At 46.8% G+C, this 16927-nt stretch carries 14 protein-coding genes, 2 pseudogenes and 1 riboswitch; of the genes and pseudogenes, 9 read left to right on the top strand and 7 right to left on the bottom strand.

Going from position 1 to position 16927, the window contains the following annotated elements; genetic code table 11:
• The first annotated feature begins 4 nt into the window (after nucleotides 1-4).
• Nucleotides 5-751, top strand: a complete 747-nt coding sequence (gene map, locus PHU01S_RS01305) for a type I methionyl aminopeptidase (protein WP_048745982.1) — start codon at nucleotides 5-7, stop codon at nucleotides 749-751.
• A gap of 85 nt (nucleotides 752-836) precedes the next feature.
• Here the strand turns inward: map and PHU01S_RS01300 are convergent.
• The 5 genes and pseudogenes from PHU01S_RS01300 to PHU01S_RS01280 all read right to left on the bottom strand — a co-directional run bounded on the left by PHU01S_RS01300 (nucleotide 837) and on the right by PHU01S_RS01280 (nucleotide 9005).
• A pseudogene (locus tag PHU01S_RS01300) lies at nucleotides 837-1902 on the bottom strand (FAD-binding oxidoreductase).
• Between the two features lie 403 nt (nucleotides 1903-2305).
• Entirely contained in the window at nucleotides 2306-5275 is a 2970-nt protein-coding gene (locus PHU01S_RS01295; protein WP_127505678.1) for a Tn3 family transposase, read from the bottom strand.
• A gap of 14 nt (nucleotides 5276-5289) precedes the next feature.
• Complete coding sequence (locus tag PHU01S_RS01290; RefSeq protein ID WP_127505676.1) at nucleotides 5290-6207, bottom strand: tyrosine-type recombinase/integrase; 918 nt, start codon at nucleotides 6205-6207, stop codon at nucleotides 5290-5292.
• A gap of 250 nt (nucleotides 6208-6457) precedes the next feature.
• Nucleotides 6458-7261 carry an undecaprenyl-diphosphate phosphatase gene (locus PHU01S_RS01285; protein ID WP_127505674.1) on the bottom strand — a complete coding sequence of 268 codons (804 nt, stop codon included), beginning with the start codon at nucleotides 7259-7261 and terminating at the stop codon, nucleotides 6458-6460.
• 463 nt (nucleotides 7262-7724) lie between these two features.
• Nucleotides 7725-9005, bottom strand: coding sequence for a voltage-gated chloride channel family protein (locus tag PHU01S_RS01280; protein ID WP_218032397.1), 1281 nt, complete (start codon nucleotides 9003-9005; stop codon nucleotides 7725-7727).
• A 120-nt stretch (nucleotides 9006-9125) separates the two neighbouring features.
• Nucleotides 9126-9186: riboswitch (Fluoride riboswitch) on the bottom strand.
• Nucleotides 9187-9315: 129 nt separating this feature from the next.
• On the opposite strand from PHU01S_RS01280, the gene PHU01S_RS01275 reads away from it, so the two are divergent.
• The 6 genes from PHU01S_RS01275 to PHU01S_RS01250 all read left to right on the top strand — a co-directional run bounded on the left by PHU01S_RS01275 (nucleotide 9316) and on the right by PHU01S_RS01250 (nucleotide 13296).
• Nucleotides 9316-10641 carry an MATE family efflux transporter gene (locus PHU01S_RS01275; RefSeq protein ID WP_127505670.1) on the top strand — a complete coding sequence of 442 codons (1326 nt, stop codon included), beginning with the start codon at nucleotides 9316-9318 and terminating at the stop codon, nucleotides 10639-10641.
• A gap of 86 nt (nucleotides 10642-10727) precedes the next feature.
• Nucleotides 10728-11048 (top strand): PadR family transcriptional regulator, encoded by a 321-nt coding sequence (locus tag PHU01S_RS01270; protein ID WP_127505806.1) that lies wholly within the window; start codon nucleotides 10728-10730, stop codon nucleotides 11046-11048.
• Nucleotides 11045-11401 carry a DUF1048 domain-containing protein gene (locus tag PHU01S_RS01265; RefSeq protein ID WP_048745979.1) on the top strand — a complete coding sequence of 119 codons (357 nt, stop codon included), beginning with the start codon at nucleotides 11045-11047 and terminating at the stop codon, nucleotides 11399-11401. Before PHU01S_RS01270 ends, PHU01S_RS01265 begins: the two co-directional genes overlap by 4 nt.
• Before the next feature lie 2 nt (nucleotides 11402-11403).
• Nucleotides 11404-11784, top strand: a complete 381-nt coding sequence (locus PHU01S_RS01260) for a DUF1048 domain-containing protein (protein ID WP_127505668.1) — start codon at nucleotides 11404-11406, stop codon at nucleotides 11782-11784.
• A complete protein-coding gene (locus PHU01S_RS01255; protein ID WP_127505665.1) occupies nucleotides 11768-12526 on the top strand; it encodes an ABC transporter ATP-binding protein in 759 nt (252 codons plus the stop codon). Before PHU01S_RS01260 ends, PHU01S_RS01255 begins: the two co-directional genes overlap by 17 nt.
• Nucleotides 12526-13296: an ABC transporter permease gene (locus PHU01S_RS01250; protein ID WP_127505663.1), complete on the top strand. Its 771-nt coding sequence runs from the start codon at nucleotides 12526-12528 to the stop codon at nucleotides 13294-13296. Before PHU01S_RS01255 ends, PHU01S_RS01250 begins: the two co-directional genes overlap by 1 nt.
• Nucleotides 13297-13413: 117 nt before the next feature.
• On the opposite strand, the gene PHU01S_RS01245 is transcribed toward PHU01S_RS01250, so the two are convergent.
• On the bottom strand, nucleotides 13414-14247 hold the full coding sequence (locus PHU01S_RS01245; protein ID WP_127505661.1) for an alpha/beta hydrolase: 834 nt from the start codon (nucleotides 14245-14247) through the stop codon (nucleotides 13414-13416).
• Nucleotides 14248-14696: 449 nt separating this feature from the next.
• Here PHU01S_RS01245 and PHU01S_RS01240 point away from each other — a divergent pair, with 449 nt between their 5' ends.
• Both PHU01S_RS01240 and PHU01S_RS01235 read left to right on the top strand, forming a co-directional pair.
• A complete protein-coding gene (locus PHU01S_RS01240) occupies nucleotides 14697-15593 on the top strand; it encodes an RCC1 domain-containing protein (RefSeq protein ID WP_048745988.1) in 897 nt (298 codons plus the stop codon).
• A gap of 77 nt (nucleotides 15594-15670) precedes the next feature.
• Nucleotides 15671-15805: pseudogene (locus PHU01S_RS01235) on the top strand (DinB family protein); the annotation flags it as partial.
• Between the two features lie 512 nt (nucleotides 15806-16317).
• Here PHU01S_RS01235 and PHU01S_RS26195 read toward each other — a convergent pair.
• Nucleotides 16318-16536, bottom strand: a complete 219-nt coding sequence (locus PHU01S_RS26195) for a hypothetical protein (RefSeq protein WP_127505658.1) — start codon at nucleotides 16534-16536, stop codon at nucleotides 16318-16320.
• Nucleotides 16537-16927: the final 391 nt, after the last annotated feature.

The following is a 16927-nucleotide window of genomic DNA, read 5'->3' as shown; positions in this document are numbered from 1 at the left end:
CCGGATGATCGTGATAAAGTCGCCTAGGGAAATCGAAGAAATGAAGACAGCGGGCCAAATCGTTGCGGACTGCCACCGCGAGGCGGCTAAAATAATTGAGCCTGGAATCACCACACGCGAAATCAATGACTTTGTTGCCCGGCATATGACCAAGCTTGGCGGCAAGCAGTTCACGAAAGGCTACAACGGTTTTCCCGCCGAAACCTGCACTTCGCTCAACGATGTCGTAGCCCACGGCATCCCTTCGAAGCGGGCGCTTAAGGACGGGGACTTGCTGAAGCTCGACATCGTCGTGGAATACGGCGGATGGTTCGGCGATTCTTGCTGGTGTTATGCGGTGGGCACTGTGCGGCCGGAGGCGAGCAGGTTGATGAAGGTGGCGAAGGAATGCTTGGAGCTGGGAATCGCCCGGGCTCTCCCCGGAGGCCGGCTCGGCGACATCACGTCGGCGATCCAGCAGCATGCGGAGTCGAACGGGTATTCGCTCGTACGCGATCTTCTGGCGCACGGAATCGGGCGCAGCCTGCACGAGGAGCCGAATTACGAGCATATCGGCGTAGCCGGCAAAGGCATTCGGTTGAAGGAAGGCATGGTGTTTACGATTGAGCCGATGGTCAACGAAGGCACGTTCCGCATCGCCATCGATGACGACCAGTGGACGGCGAGGACGGCCGACGGCAAGCTGTCGGCGCAATATGAGCATACGATCGCCATCACTTCGGACGGACCGCTGATATTAACGGCTCAGTAAAAAAAGCCCTGTCTTGAATTTAAGATGGGGCGCAGGGAAAAGGATGCTCATTGCTTTCTGTCGGTTGCCAGACTTGCCTTATGGCTTATGTTCTGCCTGCCGGCGGAATGCTTTGCGGATTATTGAAAACGTTGCCTGGATCGTATTTCGCCTTCACTCTCCTCAGACGAGGATAGTTTGCCCCATAGTATACCGGCCCGGAATTTTTGATCCCATGATCCGGAACGTTAATGTAGGAGCCTACGATATAAGGCTGCAGCTTCTTGCGCAATCCGCGTGCCAGAGCAATATTTTTGGCCGCATCGGACTTTTTGACCCAGGAGCTGTTCCACTCGACCTAAAACTTCGCTTTCCGCCAGTAGAACGCCGTAGATCTAGGAGCTACGCGAATTGCGGCTCCACCCCAATTGAGAAAGAAAAATCCTGCGAATTGCCCCTCAACCTGCTCCAAAAACTTCCGCATGGACATGATCGCTTTATCCGGGAAAGGATGCCGGCCGAAGCCGCTGGAGAACTGGTGATGCGATATACCGTAGCCTTCTCCGGTGCGGAATGGACTTTGAATTTGTACCTGGTGTATACGCCGAAGTTTCCGCCGCCGCCGCCTTTGGAAGCCCACAGGAGATCGGAATTGCGCTTTTTGTTGGCGCGGATGACCCTGCCCTTTGCGTCCACCATTTCAAGCCCGATCAGATTGTCTCTGACGAGGCCGACAGTCCGCTGCAAAGGTCCTATTCCTCCGCCGAGTGTGATTCCGCCAATCCCCACCGTCGGACTGTCTCCAAATGGAGCGATATAGCCTAGCGGCGCAAGCGTTTTAGCGATTCTCCCCACTGTATTGCCTGATCCTACAATCACGCTGCTCTTTTTTTTATCGAGCGAATCTTCCTCATTTTGCTTACATCGATGACAATACCGCCGTTGACCTGCGAGAGATTGACCTCCAAGGAGTGCCTTCCGCCTCTCGGACGGATGGGAACCTTGTTTTCGTTGGCCCATTTGATGGCATTAGCCACATCCTGCGTTCTTTTCGTAATAACAAACACTTTAGGAAATCGGTCTGTATGGGGATCTCAATTTTTACGCGCTACCTCGTACCCGGGATCGTCCTTAAAGATCACTTGTCCGGTAAGTTTCGTTTTGGATCTCACTTATGCCCAGCTCCATCTGCTCCTATGATGGCATTGCTTGAACCCTTACTATCCTATGAAGGACATCTCCTCTAGGGAGTGGGCTGCTGGCAGGGGGAGGGATAGATAGCCATATTAAATATTGGAGAGGCTGGACGGCATAGCCGAGACAGTTGAGATTTTTGCTCAAAGGCCGTTGACATTCTTGCTACTGCGTGATACTTTGTAGTGGTAGTAAGTGACACTTGATACCAGTCGTACAGAATAGCAAAGGGTGATTATGCTGGAAAATTTGACGGAAATGCTTAAAGGGGTCCCGCCAACATTTTAACGAAAATATACGCTAAGCCTTCGGATGTGACCGGCTTAACGTTTTTTCTTACTCTAAGCTCAAAAGTCCGGGTTACACCGCCCGGACTTTTGATCATTCAACTTCCTGTTGTTTCAGCGGTCGTAATGAATTCAGAGACGTATTCTGCCTGAAATTGAACTTATATTCGCCTAAAAAATTGATGTGCTCCCATCCAAGGGGAGATATGTGGTTTAGTAGTTCTTCCTGAAGCTTACCTTGCTTTTTACGGTGTTCAGTTGCTTGCTGGAGATAGACGGTATTCCAAACACTAATTGCATTGATGATAATGTTCAATGCACTCGCCCGTTGGAGTTGATCTTGTAGTGCACGTTCTCGCAACTCGCCATGTTTGCCGAAGAAGATCGCTCTGGCTAATGCGTTCATGGCTTCCCCTTTGTTCAATCCCCGATGGATTTTTCGTCGCAGCGCTTCGCTCGAAAGGTAATCCAGGATGAAGATTGTTTTCTCGATACGCCCCATTTCCCGCAGCGCGGTAGCTAAACTGTTTTGTCTTGCATAGGAACCGATTTTCCCCATAATAAGTGATGCCGAAACGGTGCCTTCCTGGATGGAGTGAGCCAGCCGGAGTACATCGTCGTAGTTCTCTTGAATGATCTTTGTATTAATCTGTCCGCGAAGGAGCTTCTCCAATTTAGGAAAGTCGGAAGGTTTCCCCATAGCGTAGAGCTTGGAATCAGCCAAGTCACGTAAGCGCGGCGCAAAGCGGAATCCGAGCAAATGCGTTAAACCAAAGACTTGATCGGTGTAACCGGCTGTATCCGTATAATGCTCCTCGATGGCCAAATCCGTTTCATGGTGGAGCAAACCGTCGATGACGTGTACGGCATCCCGAGCGTTCGTATTGATGACTTTCGTGTAGAAAGTGGAAAATTGGTCGCTCACGAATCGATAAATCGTAGCTCCTTTTCCGGTTCCGTAATGGGGATTCGCATCAGCGTGAAGTGCCGAAACTCCAATCTGGACGCGCATACCATCAGATGATGAGGTCGTCCCGTTCCCCCAATATGAGGGCAGCACCAACTTGTGATGAAAATTAACAAGAACAGCCTGCGCTTTATTCATCGCGTCTTCGTACAGCCGCCATTGTGTTGTATTAGCCATTTGCCGATATGAAATGCTCGGCGTAGCTTCAGCCATCTTTGTAAGCCCAACGTTTGTCCCCATTGCCATAAGGGTAGCCATAAGGATTGTCGTTTCTTCCTCGTTCGGAGCGCGATTACTGGAAGCGTGAATAAACTGCTCATGAAAATTCGTCCAGTTGGCTACCTCCATGAGCAGATCCGTTAGCTTGATTCGTGGCAGCAGATCATAGAGGGAAAGGCTGAAATTCCGGGATTCATCGGGAACATCTTTCTCCAATCGCTCAATGTGCAATTTTCCGTTCTCAAAATTAACGCCGTCCAGCTCATCGATGTGATCCGAAACCCAGTTTAATCTTTGAAGAAGTGATTCAGTCCGTTCTTCAAGATACTCCTTTGCAGACAAGTCGACGGCAAGCTTTGTCGCGTTAGGATCGATACCATTCCAATCAGCTTTCGGCACAAGGTATTCCTCGAAATCCTTGTGCTGACGGCTTCCGACAATGGATACATCCCCAGAACGAACGTAATTCCGCAACTCTGTAAGGACAGCCATTTCGTAGTAATGGCGGTTGATCGTTCCATCATCGTCGTAGACGTGCTTTTGCCAGCGATTCGAAACGAAGTTCAATGGTGCGCCTTCCGGAACCTTTCTCTTTCCGGTTTCATTCATATCGCGGATGATATCGACCGCCTTCATAAGCGGCTCTGCCGACTTGGTTGACCGAAATTCCAACGATTTTAACAGCGTTGGCGTGTATTTCCGGAGCGCATAGAATTTCTTTTCAAGTAAATCCAAATAGTCGTAATCTACTGGACGTGCCAGCCGTTTAGCTTCCTCCACAGATGCGATGATCTGATCCCACGGCATGACGGCATCAAGCGCTACAAAGGGATCAGTGCCTTCGCTTCGGGCTTTAATAAGAGCGGCTCCAAGATCGGCAAAATGAACAACCTTTTCGTTGATTGATTTACCATTTTGTTTTTGAAGTTCCTCTTGGGCTTTTCTCCCTTTTGAAAGCAGGATCATGATCTGCCGGTCGTGAATCTCGAAAGACAAGTCTGTCAAATCCTGAATCAATTCCAATAGGTACGCTACTAAAATCGCGTACTTTTTCGGATCATTAAAGCGGCGGAAGGAATGAGGTTCGTAACGTGAACCGATTTTAGAAAGCTGCCGCAGCCGGTTCGGATGAATGCCTTTCGTATCGACTTGCAGTTGCAAGTCCCGTATGTATTCGAGCTTTTCAATAACCTTCAAAAAGGAATCCGGAGAGCTGGTTCCTGGAATTTCCCTTAGCCATGCCAAGTAGGTTTTGTTGCTTTCCGGCATGGCGGTTAAGACGCGATCCAGCTTAGCAATTTGTAATTCTGTCAGTGAACTGCTAAGCAGCTTGAATATTTTTTCTTCTGTCCGTTTGCGAGTTTCCCAAACTGCTCTTTCAATTGTGGCCATTGAGGGTAATATGATTTTACGCTTACGTAAGTCTTCGAGCGCAAGCTGAATCAGGTGTAAGGGATTTCCATTTGCCATTGCATGGCTAAAAAGATGCTTGCACAAAGAACGATACTCACTCAATGTAAAGGTCTGGTAGCCATACTCCTTTCGGATTTCCTCTAGATGCTCATATTTCGTAGCTTCCCGTTCGCCGTAAGCTGAAAAAGAATCCACATCGGCATTGATTTGCTTTGCAATATAACGAAGAACTTGAACCGGCACTTCCTTTATATCAGAAAGCGTCCATCCGAGATAACGAAGTACGCACAGCTGCACGGCAAAGCCAAGTCTATTATAATCTCTTCGCCGCTGCTGGATGATTTCAAGATCATGCTGCGTAAATGTGAAATGAGTGCCCAATTCCCATTCGCCGAGATCAGGCGGTATCTGCAAATATTGCAGCCGTTCCTCCAGAGTCAGCAGTTCCCTTACTCTCGCGTACATCGTACTTCATCCCCCTATTGCCAAGCTATTTTTTCGACTTCCGCTTGCAGATCTGCACGGGTTGCCTTTACGTAAATCATCGTTGTGTCCAGACTATCGTGTCCCATAATTTGCGCCAAACGGTGCAACGGTGTGTTTTCTGCCATCACATAGCCGAACCGGTGACGTAGATCGTGGGCGCTCAATCCTTCAAGCCGGGCCGCTTTCATATATTTTTGAATCAAATGTCGTAAAGCGCGTTCGGTTAATCGATCACCGGTCTTCTCCGATGGAAATAGATAAGGACTGTCCGGAGGGAGTTCTGCCAGATATTTTTCTATAGCAGCTCTACACGTAGCGTTCAAAGGGACTTCCCGCTGTTTATTCCGTTTTCCGGATCGAACCGTAAGCTGACCGCTGCGTTTACCGATTTGAATATCTCCGGGAACCAAGTCACACACTTCCATTGTTCGTAAGCCCGTGTGAAACATCACGATTAGAATCGTCTGATCCCGAAGAGAACCGCCATGCTCGGCCGCAGCAACCAAAGCAGCTTCTTCTTTGTCTGTCATCTGCCTGGGGCTGATCTTTTCTTCAGGAACCAATTTAACCGGCTTCGAAGGGTCGCGGCGAATCCTGGATTCCGACACGGCCCACTCGAAAAAACGTTTTAAGGTTATAAGCCGCCGGTTAATGGTTGTCGGTTTCAATTCCATTACTTTTTGAGCAGTTTCCCGATATCGCGTTAATGTTGGAGTAGCCACATCTTCAATTCGAAATATAATCTCTTCCTCTTGGTGGTCGGCGGTCTCAAACCAGCCGATGAAATGTTTTAGGTCGCTTGCATACTCTTTTAGTGTTTTGGGATTCAAATCTTCGTGGGTGGTGAGAGCGTGAATGAAGTCCTGAATCGTCTGCTCGCCCTTTTCCGAAATTCCGGTCGCCTTTCTCATTAGCAAAGCCTCCAAATACTGAATTACATTAGCGGACATGATATTCTTACTTTAAACGAAACATTAGCGGACATCAAGCATATGCTTTGAAAACACTTAATGACCGCTAATCTTGATTAGCGGTCATTAAAAATCTTAAAATAGTTGCAAAATAATCGCAAGCCAAGCGTAGTAACTTATTGTTCTTCCATGTTGTCTTTTCGAAAAGAAGAATAAATGCGTCGAGTTCGAATATCGCTTAGTTATTTGCTTATTTTATTAGGAAGTAGCCCAAAACCAAAATTCCAAGTACGATTCTATAGTAACCAAATGGTTTAAAACTGTTGTTCGGTACATATTTTACGAACTTTGCAATGACTATCCAAGCAACAAAGAAGGCAGTTATAAAGCCAACACCAAGAATTACATATTGCTGTGCGGTCATTGCAACACCGCCTTTTAAAAGGGAATAGCCAGAAGCGGCAATCATTGTTGGTATCGCAAGAAAGAAGGAAAACTCTGTTGAGATTGTGCGCGAAGCTCCAAATAGCATGCCTCCAATAATGGTAGAAGCTGATCTCGAAGTACCTGGTATCATTGAGAGGCATTGTATGACACCAATTAGGAAGGCAGTTTTGAAGGTAAGGTCTTCTAATGAATTAATGCTGCTTTTTCTCTTTTTGTTTTCAATGTAAATTAAAACAAATCCCCCAATGACCAAGGCTATTGCAACTGTTGTAGGATTAAATAACGATTCTTCAACCTTTTTACCAAAGATTGCACCAATAAGTAAAGCCGGAAAAACTCCAACAACCGTTTTAAACCACAGCATCCATATTTGCTTCTTTTCTATTGCTGTCTTCTTACTTCCGAAAGGGAAGAGCTTGTTTCGAAAATAAACGATGACAGCGAGGATCGCACCTAATTGAATAATTACATCAAACATATTAGCAAAACCGCCTGTAAAATTAAAAAACTGGTTCACAATAATTAAGTGACCCGTTGATGATATCGGCAAGAATTCAGAAAGACCTTCAACAATACCCAAAATAATTGCAACAATAATATCGTACATATACATTTTCACCATCCAAATCGATAATTTTAATTGTGTTTAAGGGTTCAATCTAGTACGTAACTGAACCTAATAGTTTGCCTGGGATTTGTATTAACCAATTCTAGCCTATCGTTCTCTCCGAAGCTGTCACCAATTGTAATCTCGTAAGTATAAGTTCCCCCTATATCCAAATCAAAATGGGCTTGCCTATTGTTATTGGGCGGCAATGACCATGTTGCTCCATCCGGATTATATGAACAAAGGTTAAGTCTCGCTTTACCGTTACTTATCATTATCCTATAAGTGTGAACCCCTTTGGGATTCGGTAATAGGGCACTCGACACTCCAGCCTTGAATTGCCCAGATAACTCGTGTGCTCCTTCATTGTTATCGCAAACAATGACTCGCAGGAATCTTTTGTGCAAAAAAACCATTCCCGACACAATCAGGACGATTATCATCATAGACAAGACGGCGACCATTATCCATTCCTCCTCGTTTCATTAGCCTTTTTTATCTTAATGGATGCTAATGTTGAGTTCTCGGGAATTAAATGAAGTTTAGACTTCGATACACCGATTTGCTGGGAAGTATAGATTCCGGTATGTCCTGAAAACATGTAGCTGATGATACATGCCATAAACATATATAGCGCACTTTCAGCCCCAAAGAGCTCTATTCCCATGATAAAGCAAGCAATAGGTGTATTTGTTGCGCCGCTGAATACAGCAATAAGTCCCAAGCCAGCTAAAAAGGGTGCTGAAATATGCAAAATGCTTGCAAGAGAATTGCCAAGCGTACCACCAATTACAAATAGGGGGGTCACTTCGCCACCTTGATAACCAGCTCCAAGAGTCAGGGCTGTAAATAAAGTTTTCCAAAGGAAAGCTAAATGAGCAACTGGGTGTTCAAAGGATTCCTGGAGCAATGGGATACCCAATCCAAGATAGTCTCTCGTGCCAAATATATAGACGAGAACGATAATAATAACCCCGCCTACGAAAGTCTTAATTACAGGATTTTTAAATAGTTTTGCGAACATTTTTTTCAACCAATGAGTTAGTTCGCTAAACAAAATGCTTGCTAATCCAAACAGAACTGAAGCGATAACTACTTTAATTACAACCATTGCCGTAAGGCTTGGTATCTCGCCCATATGGTAATGGATGTGATGTATGCCCCATGCGGTTGTCACCAAGTTCCCAACGAAGCTGGCGATAAAGCAAGGGATTATTGCTTGATAACGAACAAGTCCTATTGCAATAACCTCGATGCCAAAAATCGTTCCTGCTAACGGGGTTCCAAATACGGAACCAAATCCACTGCTGATTCCACACATTAAAAGTATTTTACGATCAGTTTCATCTACCCTGAAAACCTTACCAATCAGTTCCGAGAAACTCCCACCCATTTGGACTGCTGTTCCTTCTCTCCCAGCTGAACCCCCGAAAAGATGGGTCAGGAAAGTTCCAAGCAGGACTAGCGGTGCCATTCTGAAAGGAATCGTTTCCTGCCCTTGTTGAATTTGTTCCAAAATAAGATTGTTTCCTTTTCCGGCATTCTTGCCGTATTTCGAGTACAAAAAACTCATTAACGCCCCCCCAAAGGGAAGTAAGAACAGCAGCCACGGATAATTCAAGCGTTGTTCTGTGGCAAAATCCAGACTCGCTAGGAATAATGCTGAAGCAGACCCTGAGAGTATCCCTACAATCCCACCGTAGAGAATCCATTTTAGCAATGACCCAAGTAAAGCAATGTGCATGAACTTTTCGGCATAAAGATACGCCTTAGAGTGACTTTTATTCAACTCCAATTCCTCTCCTATCGTCATTTTTGAATGTGATTAAGGGTAAAAAAATAGACTCCTACCAATGCAAAAAACACATTGGTAGGAGTCATTAGCCCGAAGGCGGTTAATGGCGAACTCCATCGCCTTATTCACATTTTTCTTATTTTAGAACAATCCATACTTGTTAGTCAATGTTTTTTTGCGTGATACAGGGGATAGAGTATTATAATGTGAATATAAAAAGCTATAAGGCATCATAACCTTGCAGTTGGGTGGCGAAAGAGTGAATAAGAATGCTTACTTGATTTCATTGATTACATTGGCAATTCCAGCCATCATCGAAAATTCCCTACAAAGTTTGGTCGGATTTGTAGATACTTTGTTCATCTCCAAGTTAGGGATTAATGAAGTCGCCTCTGTCGGGATCGCCAACAACATAATTCAAATTTACTTTGCCGTTTTCATGGCGATTTCAACCGCATCAACAATTTATATCAGTCGATACACGGGGGCAAAAGAACCTGAGAAAGTGAAACACACGATTACTCACTCTCTCATTCTTACAATAATTGTAGGGCTTTTGTTTGGATTGGTTTCTTGGCTATTTGCCGAAAATTTATTAAAGCTATTGGGCGCTAGTAATGAGGTATTAAGCCAAGGGGTTCTATATTTTCGAATTGTCACTACCCCCTCATTACTTATTTCACTTATGTATACCTTAGGGGCGATACTTCGGGGTACGGGAGATACAAAGTCCCCCATGCGAGTGGGAATTATCATGAATGTGATGCATATCGTTTTGGATTATGTGCTTATCTTTGGTGTCTTTTTTGATGGGTTCGGCATTGCAGGAGCTGGAGCAGCCACAGTAGTGGCAAGATTGATTGGAGTCATTTTATTATTTCGATCACTAATCAGTAAGCAACTGATAACCAAAGTGTTTAGTTACTGGAAAATGAATATAAGCGTATTTAAAGGTTTATTAAACCTCGGCTTGCCTACGGGCTTTGAACGCTTATTTATGCGAGTAGGGCAAGTGATTTATTTCGGGATGATTCTTCGAATGGGAACGGAGGTCTATGCTGCCCATACGATCACAGGCAACCTTACGATTTTTGCTACTATTGTCGGAACCGGGTTGGGTGTTGCAACGACGACCCTTATAGGTAAGAGCCTGGGAGCCAACGACAGCGATAGCGCAAAAAAATACGCGAAAGTCTCTATTATCATCACTTCTGTCAGTATGTCTATAATAAGCCTCATTATGTTTGCGACCTCTCCTTGGATCGCGCCAATTTTTACAACTAACGCAACTGTAACTAGCCTTATTATTATTGCTCTTGGGATCGACACTCTCGTTCAGCCAGCGATTGGGACAGTTTCTGCCTATACCTCCATTCTTCAAGCTGGTGGAGACACCAAATTTCCAATGTATTCGACCGCCATTGGGATTTGGGCAATTCGGACTGTTGGCGTTTATGTCTTCGGTATTCATTTTGGTCTAGGGATTGTTGGGGTTAGAATTGCGATTGCGATAGACAATTACCTAAGGGCTGGCTTTCTATATTATCGCTATCGTTCAAACAAATGGATAAAAAAATTAACATAGGGGGTTAAATGCGTAATAGGAAGTGTCTCATCTCCCAATTATACTATCCGCTTAAGATCAAAAGCTTAGCGTATATTTTCGTTAAAATGTTGGCGGGACCCCTTAAAGGAGCGCTTGAGGGCTGTGTTCTTGAAATTATAAGCCGCCAGGAAACCTACGGGTACGAAATTACGCGGCGGCTGAATGCCCTCGGATTTGCAGATGTTGTGGAGGGGACGGTGTATACCATCCTGATCCGGCTTGAGAAGAACAAGCTGGTGGAAATCACCAAGAAGCCATCGGACATGGGGCCGCCACGGAAGTTTTTCGCAATCAACGACGCCGGGCGCGAGGAGCTGCGGAAGTTCTGGGAGAAATGGGAGTTCGTATCTTCAAAAATCAATGAGTTGAAGGAGAACAAACAATGAACTTTTGGGAAAAAATCACGGGCAGCGACATGACGAAAGAAATGAAGGCTTTTGAATCGCGTGTTAAAAAGCTGCCGGCTGATTATCAAGAGGCATGGGAGCAAATCAATGCTTATCTTTGGCCAAATTCAGATTTCACCGGCCGCAACCTCATGCCCATTTTTGACGGCGTGCTCGGCTTGCTCGAAGAAACGGCGGGAAACGGTCAAAGTGTCCAGGAGGTTTTGGGCGACGATATCAAAGGCTTCTGTTCGGCGCTGGCCGGCGAAGAAGGAGCGAAGTCCCATCAAGACAAGTGGCGCGAGCAGCTCAATGCTGCTGTCGCAAAAAAAATAGGCAAATTAGGGGGATGATTATGAGCATACAAGACATCATCAAAGGCAAAAAAGAGTGGCGTGCGCATAAGGCGCGTGTCAAAGCGCTCCCGCCGGATTATCAGATTGTATACAAAGAGATTGAGAACTATTACTTCAAGGTCGGCCCGATCGAGCTGACCGTGGGGACGGGTTTGCTCTCGGGGATTGTCGACCTGTTTGAAGAGGGGGCCGCCTTGGGGAAAGGCGTGCTTGAGGTGACAGGCAGGGATGTAGCGGCATTCTGCGACGAATTGATCAAGGGTTCTAAAACGTACGCGGACATCTATCAAGAATCTGTTGCTCTAGAGGTCAACAAGGCGATGAAAAAAATGGCCGAAAACAAAAATAAACGGGGGGATCGGGATGGGAAAAGCAATTGAAGTGAAGGGTCTGCGCATGTCCTTCAAGGACAGGGAAGTCCTGAAGGGCGTCGATCTGGAAGTGAAGCGCGGGGAGATATTCGCCTTGCTTGGCTCCAACGGCGCGGGCAAAACGACCATTGTCAATATCCTTACTACGCTTCAACGGCAGGACGGAGGCATCGCCACCGTAAACGGATTCGACGTCGCGTCAAAACCTCAGCATGTGCGGCATGCGATCAGTCTTACCGGGCAATTTGCCGCCGTTGACGAGATATTGACCGGACGGGAAAATGTGATCCTGATTGCCAAGCTGCGCCATCTGGATCATCCAAGTCAAATTGCGGACGATTTGCTGAACCGTTTCGGCTTAATGGACGCGGCGGACCGCAAGCCGTCCACTTATTCGGGCGGCATGCGCCGCAGGCTGGACATCGCCTTGAGCCTTGTGGGCAAACCGCGGATCATTTTCCTCGACGAGCCGACAACCGGCCTTGACCCCGAGGCGCGCATCGAGGTTTGGAAGATTGTAAAAGAGCTTGCCGACGGCGGAACGACGGTATTCCTGACCACTCAGTATTTAGAGGAAGCCGAGCAGCTTGCGGACCGAATGGCCATTCTGCACGAGGGCAGGATCATCGCCAGCGGCACGCTCGCGGAACTGAAACAGCTGTTCCCGAAGACGCAGGTGGAGTACGTTGAAAAACAGCCGACCTTGGAGGAAATATTCCTCGCCATCATCGGCAAGAAGGAGGCCATCTGATGGAAACGGAAAAAACTTATTTTTTCAGCGACGTGAGCGTGATGATCGGACGCTCCATGCGTCATATTTTCCGCAGCATGGACACGATCTTCACCGTCTGCATCACTCCGATCGCCATGATGCTGCTCTTCGTCTATGTGTTCGGCGGCGCGATCGAGACCGGTACGGACAACTATGTAAATTATCTGTTGCCCGGCATATTGCTTATGGCTATCGCCACCGGAGTGGCCTATGTGGCTTACCGCCTGTTCATGGATAAGCAGCGGGGCATCATCGAGCGGTTCCGCTCGATGCCGATCGAACGTTCCGCCTTGCTGTGGGGGCATGTGCTGACCTCGGTGGTATCCAACGTCATGACTATTATCATCATCATTCTCGTCGCGCTCATGATGGGCTTCCGCTCGTCGGCAGGGATACTGTCGTGGCTTGCGGTTGCCGGCATCCTCGTACTGTTTACGCTGGCTCTGACCTGGATCGCGGCCATTGCCGGACTGTCCGCCAAGACGATGGAAGGTGCAAGCGCCTTTTCCTATCCGTTGATTTTTCTGCCCTTTATCAGCTCGGCCTTTGTCCCTACCGATACGATGCCGGCGGCTGTACGCGCCTTTGCCGAAAATCAGCCAGTGACGTCTATCGTTGAAGCCATACGTGCACTATTGTCCAATCAACCGGCGGGCAACGATATCTGGGTCGCTTTAGCGTGGTGCTTAGGAATCATGATCGTCGCTTATCTGTTTGCGGTGCGGGCTTACAAACGGAATGCCGCTTAATGTCAGCGTAAGTCGCGATTATCCAAAAAAAGGGTTGACATCAAAATGTCCTCTTGTAAATGAAAAGCTATCGTTCATTTACAAGAGGGGGGGGGCTTTTCCTTCCTTATAACCGTCCTATGGCTGCAGCAGCCATCGATGCATGTCAGGAAACAGCACGCTCCATGTGGACTCGTGATGGGTTCCGCCAGGAATAAAGTCGAATCGGATTTGCTCTTCCGGAACCCCCGATGAGATCAAGGTCTGGCAGGTCAACGCGACATGCTCGCGAGCAGCCCGATTGAAATCGGGATTGTCGGTTTCCAGCTCTCCAATGCTTAGATAGACGCGAAGCGCAGGGGAGAGATCCGACTCTTCAATCAGTTGGATGATTCCGCCACTGTCGTGCCACATGACAAAGGAAACCCCGCCTACACGGCCAAACTGATCCGGATAGCGAATAGCCGCATACAACGAGATGTAAGCGCCAAACGAACTTCCGGCAATAATGGTATGCTCCGCTTCAGGGAGAGTCCGGTAGTGGCTGTCGATATAGGGTTTAAGTGTTTTCGCCAGGAAATCCGCATACGCCTCGCCTTTGCCTCCGAACTTATACTCCGCATTGGTTGTAAAATTATATTCATGGTTGCGTTGATCACCCCCATGATCGATAGCGACCACGATCACCTCCAGCGCTGGATCCTCCAGTGCCATCTGTTCCAGTGCCTCGTCGACACCCCATTCGCTTCCCCAGGACGTCGCTTGATCAAACATGTTTTGGCCATCTTGCATGTAGTAGACCGGGTAGCTTCGATTGCTTTCATTATAACTCCTCGGCAAATAAACCCAAATCCTACGCTCCGACTCCAACTGAGGAATCGGGAATGACTCGTATATGTTTACATCGCCCGTGATGGTGTGAGCGGCCTCGTCTGTAAAAACTTCTCGCCAAGGCACAGCACTGATGATCATTGAAAGAGCCTCCAAGTCTATGCATTCACTAAAATCTGATCGAGCTGCGCCTATAAATGCAATGGATGTTCTACCTGACGTAAGATTGCTTATTCTTATTGTGCAGGGATAAAGACTGAATGGACAAACTGTAAGAACTCCTTTTAGAGGCCCAAGCAAGAAGGGAAGTCGAAAATGAACCTTGAGATTCAGAACTAATATGGCTGAAGTGAGATCGGCTGCATTGGATGGGACTTTGTTGATTCTTGATGGTCCAAATGCGATCAGAATTACCAATGACTTGAAGCGTTGCCGGCTCTGTCGGTACCTGCAGCCGATGATTGAAGTAACAGGACACGTTAGTTAAATAAAGGAAACTGACGAGGTTGCCAAGAAATATATGGAAGCCTCGTTAAGAGCAGATTAATGGAATATGTAATCAAAAAATAGAAGGTGATAAACAAGTGAACATTGAAGGTGACTGGCTCGGACAGGCGGCGTTAAAGGTGAAACGCTGGCCTAAAGATACCATAGCGGCGGGTCGTCGTCATACCGTTGGGCTTAAATCTGACGGAACGGTGACGGCTGTGGGTGATAATAAATATGGCCAATGTGATGTGAGCGACTGGCGCGATATTGTGGCGGTCGCGGCTGGTAATGTTCATATGGCGACGAACACGGGTAATGCTCATACAATCGGTCTTAAATCTGACAGTACTGTGGCGGCTGTGGGTTGGAATAAGCATGGCCAATGCGATGTAAACGACTGGTGTGATATTGTAGCGGTTGCGGCGGGTTGGCGTCGTACCATTGGGCTTAAATCGGCTGGGACGGTAGTAGCAGTGGGTCGAAATAATGAAGGTGAATGCAATGTAAGCGGCTGGCATGATATTGTGGCAGTCGCGGCGGGTGACTGGCATACCATCGGTCTTAAAATGGACGGCACGGTGACGGCTGTGGGTAATAATCGGTATCGCCAATGCAATGTAAGCGGCTGGTGCGATATTGTGTCGGTCGCGGCGGGTTATCTTCATACCATCGGTCTTAAATCGGACGGTTCGGTGACGGCTGTGGGTTTGAATAAACATGGCCAATGCGATGTGAGCGTCTGGCGCGGTATTGTGGCGATAGCGGTGGGCAGTAATCACACCATCGGCCTCAAATCGGACGGTACTGTGGCGGCTGTGGGTTGGAATGAGTATGGCCAATGTAATGTAAGTGATTGGCGCGATATTGTGGCGATTGCGGCTGGTTGTGCCCATACAGTCGGTCTAAAATTGGACGGCACGATGATTGCTGTGGGTGATAATGAATATGGCCAATGCGATGTAAGCAGCTGGCGCGGCATTCAACTACCCGGCAATTAGTTTTCAATATTAATAACTTTACGCCATTTTTCAAGCTGCAACTGCTCTATGTTTCGTTAACTAACGGGAAACGCGTGGAATACGGCGAAGTAATGCGGCACGTGATCGCCCACGAAATCCACCGCATCGGTCAATTGTCTATATGGTCACGAGAAATCGGAAAGAAGCCGGTTACTGTAAACTTGATTGGCAGAGGGTTATTCGATATTTAACGTAGCCATATCCTATTGAACTAACGGAGAACTTTAGTTCAGTGATCCAGGAATAGTTTGCCGCCGCTGCTGCTGCTCCTTCTGTCGTTAAGCTAAAGGGCAGGTTGGCGCAACTATAAGCTGAATCTCGGACTGTCCGTTGTTCCAATGGCTCAAACCGAGGAAAAAGATTATTTGATACATTTCAGTTGGTAAATCAAATCACCGATGTATAGGAGGGGTGAAATGGGTAAAAACATTCTATATTTCTTATCCTCCTTATTACTCAGTTTCATTTTATACTTTATAATATCATCAATTGCAAATATATCTACCGATATTCAAAGTGTATATGTTGTAGTCATAATTATATCGATTCAAATTTCCTTACTTACTAGTGTCGTCTTAAGTTCAAAAAGAAAATAGTTATTCAGCCACAGTGTACTTTAACTGTGGCTGTTTTTTTAAAAAGCATCGCTTACGCGATGGCCATCTTTTCTGACGGCAACGAAAAAAAAACAGCGCTCGGCTGGTTAAAACGACGTTGGTGACGCCGGCGGGATGTTCAGCTTCAGGAGCGCGGCTCGGATAGCGCATTTCCATACGGCCATTCTCGACCAGGTACCCGTGATTTTGGAAGATGCTGAATACAGGTACAGACTCAGCTTGCGATCACCGAAGAAGAACTGGATGTAATCATCAATCAACTGCTCACGGAGGTACTCCGCCTCTTGATGCGTCAGCTCCAGCACTCCTGGGAATGAGCGGCATGTGTAGCAGATCTCTTCAGCAGTTTGTGACCGAGGCATCACCCAATCAAAATGAAGTTCTTAAATGAATGTAGCCTGGGGCTTTTCCGGACAATGGAAAAGCCCCTTCCGCCATGTTGCCAGTAGAAGGGGCTACGCTTAACATACTAATCTGACTCACAAATCCAGAACATCGGCTTCTTCAACATTGCCTGGATTGAAGTATGAGTGGGATAGAGTGAGGATTGGTAACTTATTTATTGATGAATCCCAAAACAATTCATATTTTGTGTAACAATATATCTAAATGGCTGATACACAAGGAGTTGAGCTGATTTTTAGACATATGTACAAAATACGAGTTTTGTGAATAACCTTATTAAAATGAGGCTAG

The organism is Paenibacillus humicus NBRC 102415, from assembly GCF_004000905.1.
In the GTDB taxonomy this organism is placed as follows: Bacteria; Bacillota; Bacilli; order Paenibacillales; family Paenibacillaceae; genus Paenibacillus_O; species Paenibacillus_O humicus.
This window is presented reverse-complemented; position numbering and strand designations above follow the sequence as displayed.

What these genes read in the sequence shown, in the direction of transcription:
- map (WP_048745982.1), top strand. Translation starts at nt 5, where the DNA reads ATGATCGTGATAAAGTCGCCTAGGGAAATCGAAGAAATGAAGACAGCG.
- PHU01S_RS01295 (WP_127505678.1), bottom strand. Translation starts at nt 5,275, where the DNA reads ATGTACGCGAGAGTAAGGGAACTGCTGACTCTGGAGGAACGGCTGCAA.
- PHU01S_RS01290 (WP_127505676.1), bottom strand. Translation starts at nt 6,207, where the DNA reads ATGAGAAAGGCGACCGGAATTTCGGAAAAGGGCGAGCAGACGATTCAG.
- PHU01S_RS01285 (WP_127505674.1), bottom strand. Translation starts at nt 7,261, where the DNA reads ATGTACGATATTATTGTTGCAATTATTTTGGGTATTGTTGAAGGTCTT.
- PHU01S_RS01280 (WP_218032397.1), bottom strand. Translation starts at nt 9,005, where the DNA reads ATGCACATTGCTTTACTTGGGTCATTGCTAAAATGGATTCTCTACGGT.
- PHU01S_RS01270 (WP_127505806.1), top strand. Translation starts at nt 10,728, where the DNA reads ATGTTGGCGGGACCCCTTAAAGGAGCGCTTGAGGGCTGTGTTCTTGAA.
- PHU01S_RS01265 (WP_048745979.1), top strand. Translation starts at nt 11,045, where the DNA reads ATGAACTTTTGGGAAAAAATCACGGGCAGCGACATGACGAAAGAAATG.
- PHU01S_RS01260 (WP_127505668.1), top strand. Translation starts at nt 11,404, where the DNA reads ATGAGCATACAAGACATCATCAAAGGCAAAAAAGAGTGGCGTGCGCAT.
- PHU01S_RS01255 (WP_127505665.1), top strand. Translation starts at nt 11,768, where the DNA reads ATGGGAAAAGCAATTGAAGTGAAGGGTCTGCGCATGTCCTTCAAGGAC.
- PHU01S_RS01250 (WP_127505663.1), top strand. Translation starts at nt 12,526, where the DNA reads ATGGAAACGGAAAAAACTTATTTTTTCAGCGACGTGAGCGTGATGATC.
- PHU01S_RS01245 (WP_127505661.1), bottom strand. Translation starts at nt 14,247, where the DNA reads ATGATCATCAGTGCTGTGCCTTGGCGAGAAGTTTTTACAGACGAGGCC.